Raw genomic sequence first — 16,843 nt, forward strand, 5'->3', positions numbered from 1 at the left:
GTGCGGCGCCGGGGACGCGGGCCCCCGGCTCGCGGTGGGCGAACGTGTCGCGCACCGGACCCGGGGCCCGGCAGGTTGTCTACGTTGGGGCCGCGGTTCAGCAGGCAGCCGCGACGTGCCGGGCCCCGGGTCCGGTGCGCGACACGTTCGACCACCGCGAGCCGGGGGCCCGCGTCCCCGGCGCCGCACAGCGGTAGATTGTCCGGGCGGCCCGTCGTCCGGGTCCGCCGAGAGGAGCCACTGTCCGTGACCACTTCCGACCTGCCCGCCGAGGGGCAGCCCGACGTGTCGACCGAGGGCACCGAGGCACCCTTCGACGACGTGATCACGCTGTCGACCTCCACCGACGAGGACGGCGCTGTCACGGTCACGGTCGTCGGCGAGGTGGACACCTTCACCGCTCCCGTGCTCCGTTCGACCCTGGACAGCCAGCTCGAGCAGCAGCCGCGTGAGCTGGTGATCGACCTGTCCGGCGTCCAGTTCCTGGGCTCCGCCGGTCTCGCCGTCCTCGTCGAGACGCAGAAGTCCGCCCGCAGCCGCGAGGTCGCCCTCCGGCTGATCGCCACCACGCGCGCCGTCACCCGGCCGCTCGAGGTGACCGGCCTGATCGACCTGTTCACGATCGCCGACGCCCGGTAGAGCACCCAGTCCCGACGAGGGCCCCCGCCGCACGGCGGGTTCTAACGGTCGCTGCAACACCCGTTCACTTCGGGAGTTGCAGCGACCGTGTCGTCTCGGGACAAGCCGACCGATCTCCATGACTGGGCGCAGGCCAAGATCAGGTTCTTCACCTCGTTCGATCGGACCGGCAGCGTCACCGCCTCGGCTGCCGAGCTGGGGATCAATCGCAACACCGCCTTCGGCTGGGCCCGCGCCGCTGGATTGAGATCCACTCGGCAGCGGGCTGGGCATGCCGGCCGGGCGGAATACGACCGGCTGCGGTCGGCGGGCGCTTCCCGGCCAGAGGCGGCGGCCGCGGCGGGAGTGCATCCGCGCACCGCGCGGGACTGGGACCGCGGGGTGCGCAAGCTCAACAACCGGCGCTTGTATCCCGATGGTCGTCTGGTGGACTACGCGCGCGGAAAGATCACCCACCAGCCGGTTCCTCCGGCGCTGGAGAAGATGCTCGATCCCCGGTTTCTGACGTTGGTGGAGCGGGAGCAGATCGCCGATCTTCGGGCGGCCGGCTCGACCATGCGGGCCGTCGCGACCGCGCTGGGCCGGCCGGGATCCACGATCAGCCGGGAACTGGCCCGCAACACCGATCCTGACGGCACTTACCGGCCTTATGCAGCGCACCGCGCTGCGGTCGCTCGCCGGGCCCGGCCCAAGCCGGCCAAGCTGGCCATCAACCAGGCGCTGGCCGACTACGTGCAGGTCGGGCTGGACCTGCGCTGGTCGCCGGAGCAGATCTGCCACGCTCTGCGCATCGATCACCCCGACGAGGCGGAGATGCGGGTGTGCCCGGAGACGATCTACCAGGCGATCTACGTGCAGGCCCGCGGTGGCCTGCGCCGCGAGGTCGCCACCGCGCTGCGCACCGGCCGGACCCGCCGCAAGCCCCACCGTGACCCGGCCGCACGCACCCCGAGGTTCGCCGACCCGATGGTGATGATCTCCGAGCGGCCGGCCCAGATCGAGGACCGGGCGGTGCCCGGGCACTGGGAGGGCGATCTGATCATCGGCGCCGACGGCGCCTCGGCGATCGGCACGCTCGTGGAGCGCGCCACCCGCTACGTGATGCTGGTCCACCTACCGGCCGGGCGCACCGCCGAAGCCGTCCGTGACCAACTTGTGGCCACCGTGGCCACCCTGCCCGCGCATCTGCGCGGCTCGCTGACCTGGGACCAGGGCGCGGAGATGGCCGCTCACCGATCGTTCACCGTGGCCACCGACATGCCGGTCTACTTCTGCGACCCGGCCAGCCCCTGGCAGCGCGGCAGCAACGAGAACACCAACGGGCTGCTTCGCCAGTACTTCCCCAAGGGCACCGATCTCTCGCTGCACGGGCCGGCCGATCTCGAACACGTCGCCCAGCAGCTCAACGGCCGACCACGCAAAACGCTGGGCTGGGAAACCCCAGCCCAGCGCCTGCGTGCTCTACTTCAACCGCCTCACTAATCAGCGGTGTTGCGACGACCCCTGGAATCCGCCCACAGCGGCGGGGGCCCTCGTCGTGCTCAGGCCGAGAGCAGCCGGCAGACGGCCTGCTCGAGCACCTTCTGGGTGTCCCGGTCGGCGTCCGCCTCGTCCGCCTCCTGCAGCGCCTCGGCGACGGTCTCCCCGTGCTCGAACCGGTCGACGACGCGTGGGTCGACGTAGCTGGCCTTGCAGACCGCGGGCGTGTTGCCCAGCTGCTCGCTGACCCGCTTGTAGGCGGCGGTCACCACCTTCTTGCGGGCGGTCTTCGACGCCGGCGGGGGCGACTCGGCCAGCGCGGCGGCCATCAGCACCGTCGCCGTCCAGGTGCGGAAGTCCTTGGCGGAGATCTCCGCGCCGCTGATCTCCTTCAGGTAGGCGTTGATCTCCGCGCTGGTCACGTCCCGCCACCCGCCGTCCTCGTCCTGGTACGCGAGCAGGTCCTCCCCGGCCTCGGCCGGGCGCTCCAGCAGCTGGCGGACGACGGTGGCGGTGGGCCGGTCGGTGATCTCCACCTCGCGCTCGATCCCGCCCTTGGCGACGTAGGAGTAGAACGTCCGCTCGCCGCGCACCGACACGTGCGCCCGCTTGAGGGTGGCCAGGCCGTAGGTGCCGTTCTCCTCCTCGTACTGCTCGCTGCCGACGCGGAAGGCGCCGAGGTCGAGCAACCGGATGGCGGTGGCCAGCACCCGGTCGCGGGTGAGCCCGCGGGTGCGCAGGCCGGCCCGCACCGCGTCGCGGACGTCGGGCAGCTGGCGGGCGATCTCCAGCACCCGCTCGTGCTTCTCCGCGTCGCGCCGGGCGCGCCACTCGTCGTGGTAGCGGTACTGCCGGCGCCCGGCGGCGTCGACCCCGGTCGCCTGGATGTGGCCGTTCGGCCACGGGCAGATCCAGACGTCCTTCCACGCGGGCGGGATCGCCAGCCCGCGGATCCGGTCCAGCCGGTCGTCCTTGATCAGGCTGCCGTCGGTGTCGTAGTAGGCGAACCCCCGCCCGGCCTTGCGACGCCGGTAACCGGGGCCGTGCACGTCGCTGCGCCGCAGTCTCACGGGCCGTCCATGGGCACCGCGGGCGGTCCGCAAACGCCGCGGTACGGACCGTCACACCTCAGCGGAGGTCCACCAGCCCGCCGAGGCCGCTGATCTCGAGCACGTGGCGGGTCACGCCGCCCTCGGGGGCGAGCACCCCCAGCCGCCACGACTCGTCCCGGGCGATGCGGGCCATGGCCAGCACCACGCGGACCGCCGCGCTGCTGAACAGGCCGACCTCGCACAGGTCGAGCTCCATCGGTGTGGCACCACCGTGGCTGGCCTCCAGCATCCGGATGCGCAGCTGCTCGGCGGCGGTCGCGTCGATCGCCCCCGCGGCCCGCACGACCGGGCGCGGGCCGTCGCGGTCGACCACCACGTCGGCGCCCTCGACGGCGCGGTGGGGGCCGGTCTCCTCGTCGGGGCTCCGCCGCAGCCGGAAGCTCAGCGTCACCGTCGTGCCGTGGTCCTCGACGAGGGTGACCCCGTCGACCAGCTGCCGCATGATCAGCAGCCCGCGTCCCCGGTCGCCGGGGTCGCGGTCCGGCGGGCGCCAGGTGCCCTCGTCGTGCACCGTCACGGTGAGGACGCCGTCGACGTCGACCTGGGCGGTCACCGTCATCGGGCCGGGCTCGACGCCGCGGTAGGCGTGCTCGGCGGCGTTGGCGCAGGCCTCACCCACCGCGACCATGACGCCCACCCGGTCCTGCTCCCCCATGCCCAGCCCGGTCAGCCAGGCGTTGAGCCGCCGGCGCACGCCGGGCAGCGCCGACGGCACCGCGGGCAGTTCCAGCCGCAGCGCCTCCTGCGTCGTCGCCCGCCGGTGGGCGACCAGGACGGCGACGTCGTCCAGCCACCCGTGCGGCCGGCGCGCCCCCTCGGCGATCGCGCCCGCGAGCCCGGCCGCCGCCTCGACGTCGAGGGCACCGGGCTCGTCCAGCACCGCGCGCGCGGCCGCCCCGAGCCGCTCCAGCGCCGCGGCGGGCGGCTCGTCGAGGCCGGTGACCGCCCCGTTGGAGAACAGCACGAGCGTGTCGCCCTGGGCGAGGTGGATCTCGTGCACCGGGGCCGGGGCACCGGGGAGGCTGCCGAGCGGTGGCCGGGGCGTCACCGCCAGGAAGGCGCTGCTCCCGTCCCCCTGGACCACCAGGGGTGCCGGGTGCCCGGCCGCGGTGTAGACCAGGCGGCCGGTGGCGGCGTCGAGCACACCGTAGAACACCGACGTCCCCTCGACGTCCTCCATCTGGGCCGCGAAGGCGTCCAGGGCGCCGAGCACCGCCGCCGGTTCCGGGTCGCCGAGCAGGGTCGAGCGGAGCGCGCCGCGCAGCCGGCTCATCGCACCGGCCGCGGCCACCCCGTGGCCGACGGCGTCCCCGACGACCAGGGCGATCTGCCCCTTCCCGAGAGGCACGGCGTCGTACCAGTCGCCCCCGGCCGCGGAGAGCTCGGCGGCCCGGTGGTAGCTCCCGGACAGGACGACGTCGGGCAGCATCGGCAACGCCGGCGGCAGCAGCGCCTGCTGGGCGCGCTGCACGTCGTCGGCGGCGAGCGCCTCGATGACGAGGAAGGCACCCGGCCGGCCGTCGACCGCCACCGGCCGCGCCGTGGCCGTCGCCAGGGGACCCCCGGGACCGAGGGCGCCGCTGAGGGTCTCGACCTGCCCGGCGCGCACCGCGGCGTCCACCAGGTCGGCCAGCGGGCGGCCGGAGAGCTCGGGCAGGCCGCCGCGGCCGGTGTCCAGCCCGCGGGCACGGGCGTTGGCCCACAGCGGCTCCGCTGCGTCGGCCGCGAGGAAGAACAGGGCGTCGGGCGCGGACTCCAGGGCAGCGAGCACCACGGCGGAGCCCTCGACCAGGGCGCTGTCGACGGGAGGTGGCAGACTGCCGGGACCGGTGCTCATCTCGGGCCAGCAAACCGCAGGGTCCGGGCGGCGGCAACCGCGTGCCGGGGCCGTGGAACCCGTGGCCCGGGCCACGTTTCGCGGTCGGCCAGCACCGGGTAAGCAAGCACCTTGTGCACCGACCGGGCGCCTGGTCCGGGCCCTCCGGGGCCGGGCGGCGCGACACGGAGCACCGCCGCGCCTCGAGGGTCGAGCGCGCCGGGAACGAAGGAGCGGACGACGGATGGTCGACTCGAGGGGCCCCCTCGCGCAGGACGGACGGCGCGCGGAACGACTGGAGCTGCGGGTGCCCACCACACCGACCCAGCTGCCCGCGGTGCGGGCCATGGCCGGTGACCTGGCGATGCGGATGGACTACGACCTCGACGCGGTGGAGGACCTCCGCCTCGCGGTCGACGAGGCCTGCGCCACGCTGTCGACGATCGTCCTGGACGACGCGCCGCTGACCGTCGTCTTCGAGACCACGCGGGCCGGCCTGCACATCAGCGCCTGGGTGCCCACCGCGGACGGCACCGAGGTCCCCACCGACGGCTTCGGCTGGGCGGTGCTCGCCGCGCTGGTCGACTCCGTCGAGGGCCGCCGGGCCACCGAGCGCGAGATGCCGGGCGGTTCCGGCGGCGACGAGCCGGTCGCCGTCATCTCCCTCGCCAAGTACCTGCCGGGCCAGCACCCGGCCGGGGTGGGCAGCGACGACAACCTCTCGGTGGCCCGATGAGCAGGTCGGCCGCCGCCGACTCCGTCGAGGAGGAACCACTGGACGCCACCGACGGCACGCCGGTCGCCCCTGCGGCGGGCGAGCCGGTCGACGCCCCCGAGCAGCCCACGCCGGCCGCCCCGGGCGGGCCGGCCGAGGACGCCGCCGAGCCGGACGCCCCTCCGCTGTCGGAGAACCGGCGCCGGGCCGAGCGGACGGCCCCGCTCTTCGCCGAGCTCGCCACGCTCGACAAGGACGACCCGCGCCGCGAGCGGCTGCGCGAGATCCTGGTCGAGGAGCACCTGCCGCTCGTCCGGCACTTCGCCCGGCGGTTCAGCAACCGCGGGGAACCCTTCGACGACCTCCTCCAGGTGGGCACCCTCGGGCTGATCGCGGCCATCGACCGGTTCGACCCGACCCGCGGCGTGGAGTTCCTGTCCTTCGCCGTCCCGACGATCACCGGTGAGATCAAGCGGCACTTCCGCGACCAGGGCTGGTCGGTCCGCGTCCCGCGGCGCCTGCAGGAGCTGCACCTGTCGCTCAACGCGGCGGTGGGCGAACTGGCGCAGAAGAACGGCCGCGCGCCGACGCCGTCGGAGCTCGCCGAGCACCTGGGCATCCCGCGCGCCGAGGTGCTGGAGGGCCTGGCGGTCGCCAACGCCTACCGCAGCAGCTCGCTGGACGAGCGGCTCTCCGGCGAGGACGACTCCCCCACCCTGGCGGCGACGCTGGGCGAGGAGGACGCCGCGCTCGAGGGCGTGGAGTACCGCGAGTCGCTCCAGCCGCTGCTGGCCACGATCCCGGCCCGCGAGCGGCGCATCCTCATCCTGCGGTTCTTCGGCAACATGACCCAGTCGCAGATCGCCGCCGACATCGGCATCTCGCAGATGCACGTCTCCCGCCTGCTCAGCCAGACGCTGGCCAAGCTCCGCGAGGGCCTGCTCAAGGACTGAGCACCTCGTCGTCCTCCGGACGACACCGCGGCCGGGTACCGTCCCGGCCGCCGCTGAGCCGCTGCGTGGTCCGCGGCAGGAGGCCTCCGGCCCCCGTGCCGCGGACCACCACGGCGAGCTAGGACCGCGGGGGCAGCTGTGGCGGGCCGTCCGGGGCGTCCGGGTCGTCGCTGCCTACCCGGTTGCGCGGATCGGCCGCCGGCCCGCTGTCCTGCACGTCCTGGGTGACCTGGGCCAGGGGCGGCGGGGTCGGCACCGCGGGCGCGGTGTCGCTGATGCTGGACAGCTCGATCTTCGCCTCCGGCTGGTCGGCGGCCCGGGGCAGCTGCGACTCGAACCAGGAGCTGGTGTCCAGCCCGCCCTCCTTGGCACCGCCGCCGCCGTCGCCGGAGGGCTCGACGTCCATCCAGGACGTTCCCTCCTGGGCACCGCCCAGGTTGGCCAGCCCCTCGAGGGCCTTGCTGAACTCGCTGGGCACGATCCACATCTTGTTGGCGTCGCCCTGCGCGATCTGCGGCAGCGTCTGCAGGTACTGGTAGGCCAGCAGACCCTGGTCGGGCTTGCCGTCGTGGATGGCCTGGAAGACCGTCTCGATCGACTTCGCCTGGCCCTGCGCCTGCAGGTAGAGCGCGGCCCGCTCACCCTCCGCGCGCAGGATGCGGCTCTGCCGCTCGGCCTCCGCCTCGAGGATCGCCGACTGCTTCTTGCCCTCCGCGGAGAGGATCGCGGCGGCCTTCTCACCCTCGGCGGTGGTGATCGCCGACTGCCGGGCACCCTCGGCCTGCAGGATGATGGCGCGCTTGTCGCGGTCGGCCCGCATCTGCTTCTCCATCGAGTCCTGGATCGACGGCGGCGGGTCGATGGCCTTGATCTCCACGCGCGCCACGCGCAGGCCCCAGGGCCCGGTGGTGCCGTCGAGGACCGAGCGCAGCTGGCTGTTGATGCCGTCGCGCCCGGTGAGCGCGCCCTCGAGGTTCAGCCCGCCGACCACGTTGCGCAGCGTGGTCGTCGTCAGCTGCTCCATGCCGGTGATGTAGTTGGCGATGCCGTAGACGGCCAGTCGCGGGTCGGTGACCTGGAAGTACACGACGGTGTCGATGCCGACCTGGAGGTTGTCCGCGGTGATCACCGGCTGCGGCGGGAAGGAGACGACCTGCTCGCGCAGGTCGATCGTCGCGCGCACGCGGTCGACGAACGGGACGAGCACCGAGAGGCCGGGCGAGAGCGTGCGGCTGTACCGGCCGAGCCGCTCGACGACCTTGGCCTGGGCCTGGGGGACGATCGTCACGCTCTTCGCGATCACGATGATCACGAGCACGGCGACGACGATCAGTGCGATGAGCGCCGCATCCACGGCTGGCTCCCTTCGTCGGGGGTCACCGTCGATCCTGCCCTGCCGGGTCCACCCGGGTCAGCACCCGGGGGGACGACGTTCACTCCAGCGCGTCCCCCACGACCGCCGTCGCGCCGTCGACCTGCATGATGCGCACGGTCTCGCCGACGGCGAAGGACTCCGCGCTGTGCTGGCTGCGCGCGCTCCACTCGTCGGCACCCATCCGGATCCGGCCGCCCGAGGCGTCGACGTCCGCGGTGACCACCGCCGTCCGGCCGATGAGCGTGTCGACGCCGTCGAGCTGCAGCGGTGTGCGGTCGGTCAGGTGCTTCTTCGCGATCGGCCGCACCGCCACCAGCAGCACCCCCGAGATGACGATGAAGGTGGCCAGCTGCAGCCACAGCGCACCGCCGAGCAGCGCGACCGTCATCCCGCCGACGGCCCCGCCGGCCAGCATGAGCAGCACCAGGTCGAGGGTGAGCATCTCCCCGACCGCCAGCGCCCCGGCCCCGATCAACCACAGCAACCACGCCATGCACCGAGTCTGGCAGAGCTCCGGGCCCCGGACGCCCGCCTGCGGAGCCACCGCGCCGTCGTAGCCTCGACCGGTGCACGACTTCCCCGCCGGCCGGCTCGCGGTCTGGGCCACGGCCTGGCTCGGTGGCCGCGCCTCCTACGACGCAGCACTCGACGCGATCACCGGCGACGCCGCCCACCGGGTGACCGGCCTGCCCGGGACGGGGGCCGCCGTCCCGCTGGGGGAAGCGCTCACCGCGCTGCGGGGGCTCGGCGAGCGGAGGCTGCGGCTGGTGCTCCCCGCCCCCGGCGACGTCCGCGGCCTGCCGGCCGTGCCAGGGCTCGCGCCGCTCGGGCTGGAGGCAGGGCAGGTCGCCGTCGGCGAGCGGGTGGTGCTGGTGCCCGAGCCGATCGGCCCCGAGGTCCTGCAGTGGACGGCGTTCCCGCTGGACGGCGCCCCTGCCGCGCCGCCGGCCGTGGAGGGGACGCTGCGCGCGGCATCCGGGGCGCTGGACCTGGCCATGGGCGACGCCGCCCGCACCCTGGCCGACCTGGACCTCGCCCGGTGGCACCCCGAGGTGCCCGCGCTGCTGGCCGACCTCGGCCGGCCGGTGCGCGGGGTGGCGCTGCCCGACGACACCGATCCGCTGGCGCTGTCGCTGCTGGCGCGGGGCATGCGGCTGGCCGCGGTGCTCGACCTGGCGCTCGCCGACGCCCCCGGCGGGGCGGTGACCCACCGCCAGGCCGCCGCCCGCGACGAGGCGCTGCGGCCGCTGTCGACCGCCGTGCGGGAGGCGCTCACCGCCGTCTGCAACTGGATCCCGCGGTGACGGGGGCCGGCTCCGCCGCCCGCGAACCGGGTCCCGCGGTGACGCCGCACCTCGTCCCCGCGCGGCGGCGTCGACCCGCCGGCGCACGCTCCCCGGGCCGGACTCGCGCTCCCCGGGGGCTGCAGCACCCCGGCAGGACGCCCGGGGAGGAGGCGGATCAGCTCGCCGGTCGCGCCGGACGCGGCGGGGTGTAGCAGCAGAACGCGGGGCAGTTGGTGCCCAGCCGCGGTTCCCCGCCGGCCCGGCGCTCCTCGAGCAGCTCGCGGAGCGCCGTCACGAAGGCCGGGTGCGTGCCGGCGGTGGCCGCCCGCGCGAAGGCCAGGCCCAGCCGCTCGGCGGTCTCCTTCGCCTCGTTGTCCAGGTCCCAGATCACCTCGAGGTGGTCGCTGACGAAGCCGACGGGGAAGAGCACGACCGCCTGCTCCCCCGCCTCGGCGAGCGCCTCCAGGTGGTCGTTGACGTCGGGCTCCAGCCACGGCACCGACGGCGGGCCGCTGCGGCTCTGCCACACGAGGTCGAAGGGCCGGCCGGGGGCGGCGAGGGCGACGACCTGCTGCGCGGCGGCCTGCAGCTCCGCCTCGTAGGCGTGCCCCTCCGGCCCGGCGACGGCGGCCATCGTGTCCGGGATGCTGTGCGCCGTCGCGACCAGGCGGGCGGAGCCGCGCACGTCGGCCGGCAGCTCGGCGAGCGCGGCGGCGAGGGCGTCGGCGTTGGCCCGCACGAAGCCGTTGGCGTCGAAGTAGTGCGGCAGCTTCTCCGCGGTCGGGCCACCCGGCGCGGCGGCGTCGCCGGTCAGCGCTGCGCGGGCCCGGGCGATGTCCTCGTGGTACTGCCGGCACCCCGAGAACGAGGCGTAGGCCGAGGTGGCGAGCACGTAGGCGTGCTGGATGCCGTCGTCGGCCATCTGCTGCCAGACGTCCTCGACGTAGGGCGCCCAGTTCCGGTTGCCCCAGTAGACGGGCAGGTCGATCCCGGCTGCGCGCAGCTCCGCCTCGAGCGCCGCCAGCAGGGCCTTGTTCTGGTCGTTGATGGGGCTGACGCCGCCGAAGTGGTGGTAGTGCTCGGCGACCTCCTCCAGCCGCTCGCGCGGGATGCCGCGGCCGCGGGTGACGTTCTCGAGGAACGGCATCACGTCGTCGTGGCCCTCGGGGCCGCCGAAGGAGAGCAGGAGCAGCGCCTCCCGCCGCCCGGGCGGGGCGGGCTCGGCCGACGGCGGGACGCCGCCGTTGTTGCGGACGGCCAGCGACGGGTCCTCGTCGGGACGCTGGCCGGCCGGGGTGATGTCGACGATGGCGCGGGGCACGTGGGTTCTTTCCTGTTGCGGGGCGTCGCCGGATGCACTCACACGCCGACGGCGTGGAAGCCCCCGTCGACGTGGACGATCTCGCCGGTGGTGGCGGGGAACCAGTCGGAGAGCAGGGCGACGACGGCCTTGCCGGCGGGCTCGGTGTCGGTGACCGACCAGCCCAGCGGGGCACGCCCCTCCCACGCCTCCTCGAACTGCTTGCTCCCCGGGATGGACTTCATCGCCATGCTGCGCAGCGGCCCGGCGGCGACGATGTTGGACCGCACGCCCTGGGGGCCGAGCTCGCGGGCCACGTAGCGGCTCACCGACTCCAGCGCCGCCTTGGCCGCGCCCATCCAGCCGTACACCGGCCAGGCGACGGAGGCGTCGAAGGTGAGGCCGACGACCGAGGAGGGGTCGGCCAGCAGCGGCCGGCAGGCCTGGGTGAGCGAGGCGTAGGACCAGGACGAGACCTGGAAGGCGGTCGCGGCGTGCTCCCAGGCGACCTCGGGGAACCCCTCCCCCATCGCCTCCTGCGGCGCGAAGCCGATCGAGTGGACGACGCCGTCGAGGGAGTCGAACCCCTGCTCGCGCAGCCGGTCGGCCAGCGTGGCCAGGTGCTCCGTGTCGGTGACGTCCAGCTCGACGACGGCGGCCTCCTGCGGCAGTCGCTTGGCGATCCGCTGGCACAGCGACAGCGCCCGGCCGAAGTTGGAGAGGACGACGGTGGCCCCCTGCTCCTGCGCGAGCCGGGCCGTGGCGAAGGCGATCGACGCCTCGGTGAGGACCCCGGTGATCAGGACCTTCTTGCCCTCGAGGATGCCGCTCATCAGTGCCCCATTCCCAGTCCGCCGTCGACCGGGACGACCGCCCCGGTGATGTAGCCCGCCGCATCGCTCGCCAGGAAGCGCACGACGCCGGCGATCTCCTCGGCGTCGGCGTACCGGCCCAGCGGCACCTGCCCGAGGATCTCCTTCTGCCGGGCCTCGGGCAGCTCCGCGGTCATGTCGGTGGTGACGAACCCGGGCGCGACGACGTTGGCCGTGATGCCCCGGCTGCCCAGCTCGCGGGCGATCGAGCGGGCCAGCCCCACGAGCCCCGCCTTCGACGCGGCGTAGTTCGTCTGGCCGGCCGAGCCGAGCAGCCCGACGACCGAGGACACGAAGACCATGCGGCCGGAGCGGGCACGCACCATCTTGGCGGCCGCGCGCTTGGAGACCCGGTACGCGGCGGTGAGGTTGGCGTCGAGGACGTCGGTGAAGTCCTCCTCCCTCATCCGCATGAGCAGCCCGTCTCGGGTGATCCCGGCGTTGCTCACCAGCACCTCGACCGGGCCCTGGCGCTCCTCGACCTCGGTGAAGGCGCGGTCGACGTCCTCGGCGCTCGTGACGTCGCAGCGCACGCCGAACAGCCCGTCAGGGGCGCCGCTGCCGCGGTGGGTGACCGCGACCGAGTCCCCCTGCTCGGCGAAGGAGCGGGCGATGGCGAGCCCGATCCCCCGGTTGCCGCCTGTCACCAGCACCGATCTGCCCACGTGCCACTCCCCTGCCGTGCCGTCGTCCGGACGAACCTATCCCGTGGTCGCGGGCGGCACCGCCTACCGGCCGGTAGGACGAGGAGACGACGATCACCGGTGGTCCCTTGCCCCGCCGTACCCCATCCGGAAGAGTCGGCCGGGTCGCGGCACCGCGGCCACGAGCAGTGGGCGAGGGATGACGCAGGACGAAGCGGCTCAGACGTACGCACCGGGCAAGGCGGAAGGCACCCTGACGGGGCTCGGCTTCGCGGATCCGGACGGGAGGTCCCGGGGGGAGAGCCTCGGCGAACGCCTCCTCGGCTCCCTCCTCGACCGGGCCCACCTCATGCCGCCCCGGCTGGTCGGGCCGCTCGTCGCCCAGGAGATCGCCGCGATGGGCGGGAGCGACGTCGCCATCTACCTGCAGGACTTCGAGCACGCGGTCCTGCGGCCGCTGCGGGGCGCCGGCCTCGGCGGGCGACCGGAACCGATCGACGGCAGTTACGCGGGAACGGCTTTCCGCACCGACAGCCCGTGCGAGGTGCCGCTGCCCGGGGGCGGCATCCGCCTCTACATCCCGATGCTGGACGGCTCCGACCGGGTCGGGGTGCTGGGGCTGACGCTCCCGCAGGTCGACGACAACGACCGCCGGCTGGCCCAGCGGATCGCGGGCCTGACGGCCGACCTGGTGGTGACCAAGTCCGGTTACACCGACACCTTCGCCCGCACCCGCATGTCCTCCCCCATGAGCCTGTCGGCGCACCTGCAGTGGCAGATGCTCCCGCCGCTGGTCATGACGACACCGGACATCGCCCTGGCCGGCGCCCTCGAACCGGCCTACGACGTCGGTGGCGACAGCTTCGACTACTCCCTGGACGAGCACACGCTGCACCTGGCGGTCTTCGACGCCATGGGTCACGGGGTCGAGGCGGCGACGATGGCGACCCTCCTCATCGCCGCCTACCGCCACGGCCGGCTCAGCGGCAGCGACCTGCCCGACATCTACGCGGAGATGGACGCGGTCATGGGCACCTCCTTCCCCGGCCGGTTCGCGACGGCCCTCGTGGGGCGCCTGGAGACAGCGACCGGACGGCTGACCTGGGTCAACGCCGGCCACCCGCCCGGCCTGCTCATCCGCGGGGGCCGGGTCATCGGCGAGCTGGCCGGACGGGTCAGCCGGCCGGTCGGGTTCGGCGACGCCCGGCCGCACGTCCACTCGACCACGCTCCGCCCGCGGGACCGGGTGCTGTTCTTCACCGACGGCGTGGTCGAGGAACGGCTGGAGGGCGGCGCCCAGTTCGGTGAGCGGCGGCTGCGGGAGTTCATCGAGGCCAACGCCGTCCACGAGCTCCCGCCGGCCGAGACGGTCCGCCTGCTCTCGCACGCGTTGCTCCGGGGACGCGGCGGACGGACCTCGGACGACGCATCGCTCCTGATGGTCGAGTGGTCGGGCCCGCCCCGCGATGACGAGCTGGCCCGCGACGTCCCGACCGCGGTGCCCCCCGGCACCGTCCTCGGCTAGCTCCGCCGACCGGGGCGTCGACGGGGACGGGGTGCGGTGGGTCGGCCGGCCTGGTTGGGTGGGACGACCGCCCGCTCGTGCTCGACCCGACCGAGAGCGGAGCCCTCACCGTGACCGACCTCCCCGCGCCCCGCTCACCCGTGGCTGGGCGGGTCGGCCGGCGCGCCACGCCGGCGTCCCCGATGTCGTCGGTCGCGTGGGGCCAGAGCGCCCTGCCGCACGCCCACGACTGCTGGCAGCGCGTCCTCGGCACCCTGCGGGACGTGGGCCGGGCGCGTTCGGAGGTGCGCCGCCGGCTGGCCGACGCCGCAGCGTTCGGAGATCCCGCGGACCACGAGGAGGCGGCCGAGCGCATGGTCCTGGGGTTGGACGAGCTCACCTCCAACGGCCTGCGCCACGGTCGCCAGCCCGTCGGCCTCCGCGTGTGCACGCTCCCCGGGCACTGGCTCGTCGACGTCACGGACGCAGCCTCCGACATGCCACCGTCCCCGAGCCCGGGCCGCCCGGCCGGCCAGGGCGGTTACGGCCTGTTCATGATCGCGGCCTACGCCACCGCGTACGGGTGGGTCCCCGAGGAGCACTGCAAGCACGTCTGGGCGCTCTTCCCCCGGGGCTGAGGGCGACGCGCCGGGTGGCGACCGCTCGCCGGCGGCTCAGCCCCGTCGGCGCCGCCGCAGCCGGCCGCCGCCGTACAGCGCCCAGAGCACCAGCAGCGGCTGGAAGAACAACCGCACCAGCCGCTTGCGGTCGGTGTCGAGGCCGAACGCGTCGGTGCCCTCGACGTACTGCGCGACGTTGCCCGGGAAGACCACCACGAAGAACGCCGCGAGCAGCGCGCCGACGAGCCGACGCTTGCGCGGGAGCGCGACGAACGACGCCCCGAGGGCGATCTCGACGACGCCCGACCCCAGCACCGTGAGGTCCTCGTCGACCGGGAACCAGGCCGGCACCTGGGCGCGGAACTCCTCGCGGTGGGTGGTCAGGTGCAGCACGCCCGCGGTCACCATGACCGCGCCGAGCAGCAGGCGGGCAGCGGTGCGGGCGGCGGAGCTCATGGCCGGACGGTAGCCCCGGGGACCGGACCGCGCGTTGACAGGCGGGGCCGGCCGCCCGTAGACAGCGATCATGGCTGACGACGTCTCGCGCCGGGTGGCGCTCACGGTGACCGACGGCGTGGCGACCGTCCGGCTGGACCGGCCCGAGAAGATGAACGCGCTGGACCCGGCGATGTTCGCGGCGATCCTGGCCACCGGCAAGGAGCTGATGACCCGGGACGACGTCGGCGCGGTGGTGCTGACCGGCGCCGGCCGGGCCTTCTGCGCCGGCCTGGACTTCGGCTCCTTCGCGGACATGGCCGAGCGTGGGCAGGAGCGGACCCGCGAGCGCGAGGCGACCGCCCCGGAGCCGCTGGGCGCGGCCCGCGCGCTGGCCCAGCAGGTGGTGCACGTGTGGTCGCTGGTCCCCGCCCCGGTGATCGCGGCGGTGCACGGCGTGGCGTTCGGCGGTGGCCTGCAGATCGCCCTGGGCGCCGACATCCGGCTGGTCGCCCCCGACGCGCAGCTGGCGCTGATGGAGGTCCTCTGGGGCATCGCGCCCGACATGTGCGGCACCCAGCTGCTGCCCGAGCTGGTCGGCCGCGACGTCGCCAAGGAGCTGGCGCTCACCGGGCGGAGGGTGTCGGGCACCGAGGCGGTGCGGCTCGGCCTGGCCACCCGCGAGGCCGCCGACCCGCTCGCCGCCGCGCTGGAGCTGGCCACCGAGATCGCCGGGCACAGCCGCAGCGCCACCCGGGCGGTCAAGCGGCTGGTCGACCTCGCCGGCCGGGTGCCGCTCGCCGAGGGGCTGGCCGCCGAGCAGGCCGAGATCGGCGCGCTGATCGGCTCCCCGGAGCAGGCCGCCGTCGTCCGGCGCCGGCTGGAGGGCCGGGGCTGAGCTCCGGGCTACCGCGGCACCAGCACCGACCAGGCGTGGTGCGCGAGCCGCCAGCCACCGGCCCCGGGCACCTCGCCGAGCTCCCCGTCGGCGTCGACGGGCACCGGTCCGCCGGAGATCCGCACCTCGCGACCGCGCAGCAGCAGCACGTCCGGCCGGTCGAGGTGCCGCCCCGCGGTGAGCGCCGCCGCATAGGCCGCTCGCGCGACCGGCCCGGTCGCCGCGCAGACCACCACGTCGGCGAGGCCGTCGTCGGGCCGCGCGTCCGGGGCGAGCGCGGTGCCGCCACCGATCGTCGCGCCGTTGCACACCCCGACCATGAGCACGGGCTGGTCGCCGTCGGCGGCCCAGCCCTCCGTCTCGTGGACGGCGACCCGCCCGTCGACCTCCACGCGCAGCGGCCAGCCGGTGTCCCCCAGCCCGGCGATCGCGGCGCCGACCGGGTAGGCGACCGCGCCGAGCCGCTGCTTGAGCCGGTGCGCCTCGGCCGCGGCCTCCGCGCCCACCCCGGCGTGGACGGCGTTGACCACCACGGCCCCGGCGTCGTCGCGCAGCAGGTCCAGCCGCCGCGGCACCCCGGCCAGCACGGCGGCGGCGCCGTCGGCCGGGTCCAGCGGCAACCCGAGCGTGCGGGCCAGGTCGTTGCCCGTGCCGCACGCGATGATGCCGACCGGCTCGTCGGCCGAGAGCCGCCCGGCCCGGTCGAGTGCGGCGACCACGGCGTGCACCGAGCCGTCGCCGCCCAGCACCACGACACGGGAGCCGGGGTGGGCGGCCAGCGCCTCGTCGAGGTCACCGGCGTCGGCGGTCGCGGCGACGGCGACCTCGCCGCCCGCGCGCAACCCGGCGACCGCCGCCTCCACCCGGTCGTCCTGGGCGGTCCCCGCCGCCCGGTTCACCACGAGCAGCATCTCCGGGTTCCCGGACATCGGGCCTCCTGCCTGGTCGGACGGACGGCTGACCGTACTGGCCGCACCGCACACCCCTCCCAGCGCCCCGGACGGAGATCGCTCAGCTCGTCCCCGGCCCGCCTCCGGGGGGCCGGACCAGTCGACGCCTCGGGGCTGGGCGCAGAACTGTCGCAGCCCGTACGTATGTTCGAGCCGTGCCCACCGCCGAGCTGAGACGCAGCCCTCTCGAGGGCGCGCTCGTGGGGTGGCTGCTGGAGCTGCGGCCGACGGTCGCGCGGTTGCCG

General features: G+C 74.9%; 17 protein-coding genes. 8 read left to right on the top strand and 9 right to left on the bottom strand.

What is annotated here, in order from left to right:
• The first annotated feature begins 246 nt into the window (after positions 1-246).
• The gene (locus E9565_RS18685) at positions 247-639 is read left to right on the top strand and encodes an STAS domain-containing protein (protein WP_091933845.1); all 393 of its coding nucleotides are present in this window, start codon (positions 247-249) and stop codon (positions 637-639) included.
• A gap of 483 nt (positions 640-1,122) precedes the next feature.
• Positions 1,123-2,121: an IS30 family transposase gene (locus E9565_RS18690; protein WP_236836410.1), complete on the top strand. Its 999-nt coding sequence runs from the start codon at positions 1,123-1,125 to the stop codon at positions 2,119-2,121.
• A gap of 59 nt (positions 2,122-2,180) precedes the next feature.
• On the opposite strand, the gene E9565_RS18695 is transcribed toward E9565_RS18690, so the two are convergent.
• Both E9565_RS18695 and E9565_RS18700 read right to left on the bottom strand, forming a co-directional pair.
• Positions 2,181-3,188, bottom strand: a complete 1,008-nt coding sequence (locus E9565_RS18695) for a DNA topoisomerase IB (RefSeq protein WP_236836394.1) — start codon at positions 3,186-3,188, stop codon at positions 2,181-2,183.
• 58 nt (positions 3,189-3,246) lie between these two features.
• On the bottom strand, positions 3,247-5,067 hold the full coding sequence (locus E9565_RS18700; RefSeq protein ID WP_236836397.1) for a SpoIIE family protein phosphatase: 1,821 nt from the start codon (positions 5,065-5,067) through the stop codon (positions 3,247-3,249).
• Between the two features lie 223 nt (positions 5,068-5,290).
• On the opposite strand from E9565_RS18700, the gene E9565_RS18705 reads away from it, so the two are divergent.
• Together E9565_RS18705 and E9565_RS18710 are read left to right on the top strand one after the other, a co-directional pair.
• Positions 5,291-5,782, top strand: a complete 492-nt coding sequence (locus tag E9565_RS18705; protein WP_236836400.1) for an ATP-binding protein — start codon at positions 5,291-5,293, stop codon at positions 5,780-5,782.
• The gene (locus E9565_RS18710) at positions 5,779-6,714 is read left to right on the top strand and encodes an RNA polymerase sigma factor SigF (protein ID WP_236828401.1); all 936 of its coding nucleotides are present in this window, start codon (positions 5,779-5,781) and stop codon (positions 6,712-6,714) included. The genes E9565_RS18705 and E9565_RS18710 overlap by 4 nt, the downstream gene beginning before the upstream one ends.
• A gap of 118 nt (positions 6,715-6,832) precedes the next feature.
• Here the strand turns inward: E9565_RS18710 and E9565_RS18715 are convergent, their stop codons facing one another.
• Both E9565_RS18715 and E9565_RS18720 read right to left on the bottom strand, forming a co-directional pair.
• Positions 6,833-8,068 carry an SPFH domain-containing protein gene (locus E9565_RS18715; protein ID WP_236828402.1) on the bottom strand — a complete coding sequence of 412 codons (1,236 nt, stop codon included), beginning with the start codon at positions 8,066-8,068 and terminating at the stop codon, positions 6,833-6,835.
• Between the two features lie 79 nt (positions 8,069-8,147).
• Positions 8,148-8,582, bottom strand: a complete 435-nt coding sequence (locus tag E9565_RS18720) for an NfeD family protein (protein ID WP_236828403.1) — start codon at positions 8,580-8,582, stop codon at positions 8,148-8,150.
• A gap of 73 nt (positions 8,583-8,655) precedes the next feature.
• On the opposite strand from E9565_RS18720, the gene E9565_RS18725 reads away from it, so the two are divergent.
• On the top strand, positions 8,656-9,393 hold the full coding sequence (locus E9565_RS18725; protein WP_236836402.1) for a hypothetical protein: 738 nt from the start codon (positions 8,656-8,658) through the stop codon (positions 9,391-9,393).
• A gap of 157 nt (positions 9,394-9,550) precedes the next feature.
• Here E9565_RS18725 and E9565_RS18730 read toward each other — a convergent pair whose 3' ends face one another.
• From E9565_RS18730 to fabG, 3 genes are read right to left on the bottom strand one after another with little or no spacing between them, the layout of a single operon-like run.
• On the bottom strand, positions 9,551-10,696 hold the full coding sequence (locus E9565_RS18730; protein ID WP_236836405.1) for a ferrochelatase: 1,146 nt from the start codon (positions 10,694-10,696) through the stop codon (positions 9,551-9,553).
• 38 nt (positions 10,697-10,734) lie between these two features.
• Entirely contained in the window at positions 10,735-11,508 is a 774-nt protein-coding gene (gene fabI / locus E9565_RS18735; RefSeq protein WP_236828406.1) for an enoyl-ACP reductase FabI, read from the bottom strand.
• Positions 11,508-12,212, bottom strand: a complete 705-nt coding sequence (fabG, locus tag E9565_RS18740) for a beta-ketoacyl-ACP reductase (protein WP_236828407.1) — start codon at positions 12,210-12,212, stop codon at positions 11,508-11,510. Before fabG ends, fabI begins: the two co-directional genes overlap by 1 nt.
• 178 nt (positions 12,213-12,390) lie before the next feature.
• Here fabG and E9565_RS18745 point away from each other — a divergent pair, with 178 nt between their 5' ends.
• Both E9565_RS18745 and E9565_RS18750 read left to right on the top strand, forming a co-directional pair.
• Positions 12,391-13,716 (top strand): PP2C family protein-serine/threonine phosphatase, encoded by a 1,326-nt coding sequence (locus E9565_RS18745; RefSeq protein ID WP_236828408.1) that lies wholly within the window; start codon positions 12,391-12,393, stop codon positions 13,714-13,716.
• A gap of 110 nt (positions 13,717-13,826) precedes the next feature.
• On the top strand, positions 13,827-14,333 hold the full coding sequence (locus E9565_RS18750) for an ATP-binding protein (protein WP_236828409.1): 507 nt from the start codon (positions 13,827-13,829) through the stop codon (positions 14,331-14,333).
• Positions 14,334-14,369: 36 nt separating this feature from the next.
• On the opposite strand, the gene E9565_RS18755 is transcribed toward E9565_RS18750, so the two are convergent.
• The gene (locus tag E9565_RS18755) at positions 14,370-14,771 is read right to left on the bottom strand and encodes a hypothetical protein (RefSeq protein WP_236828410.1); all 402 of its coding nucleotides are present in this window, start codon (positions 14,769-14,771) and stop codon (positions 14,370-14,372) included.
• Positions 14,772-14,841: 70 nt separating this feature from the next.
• Between E9565_RS18755 and E9565_RS18760 the strand changes: the two genes are divergently transcribed.
• Complete coding sequence (locus E9565_RS18760; RefSeq protein WP_236836407.1) at positions 14,842-15,648, top strand: crotonase/enoyl-CoA hydratase family protein; 807 nt, start codon at positions 14,842-14,844, stop codon at positions 15,646-15,648.
• A gap of 8 nt (positions 15,649-15,656) precedes the next feature.
• Here E9565_RS18760 and E9565_RS18765 read toward each other — a convergent pair whose 3' ends face one another.
• Positions 15,657-16,577 carry a diacylglycerol kinase family protein gene (locus E9565_RS18765; protein ID WP_236828412.1) on the bottom strand — a complete coding sequence of 307 codons (921 nt, stop codon included), beginning with the start codon at positions 16,575-16,577 and terminating at the stop codon, positions 15,657-15,659.
• Between the last annotated feature and the right edge of the window lie 266 nt (positions 16,578-16,843).

Source organism: Blastococcus sp. KM273129 (assembly GCF_021698995.1).
Lineage (GTDB): Bacteria > Actinomycetota > Actinomycetes > Mycobacteriales > Geodermatophilaceae > Blastococcus.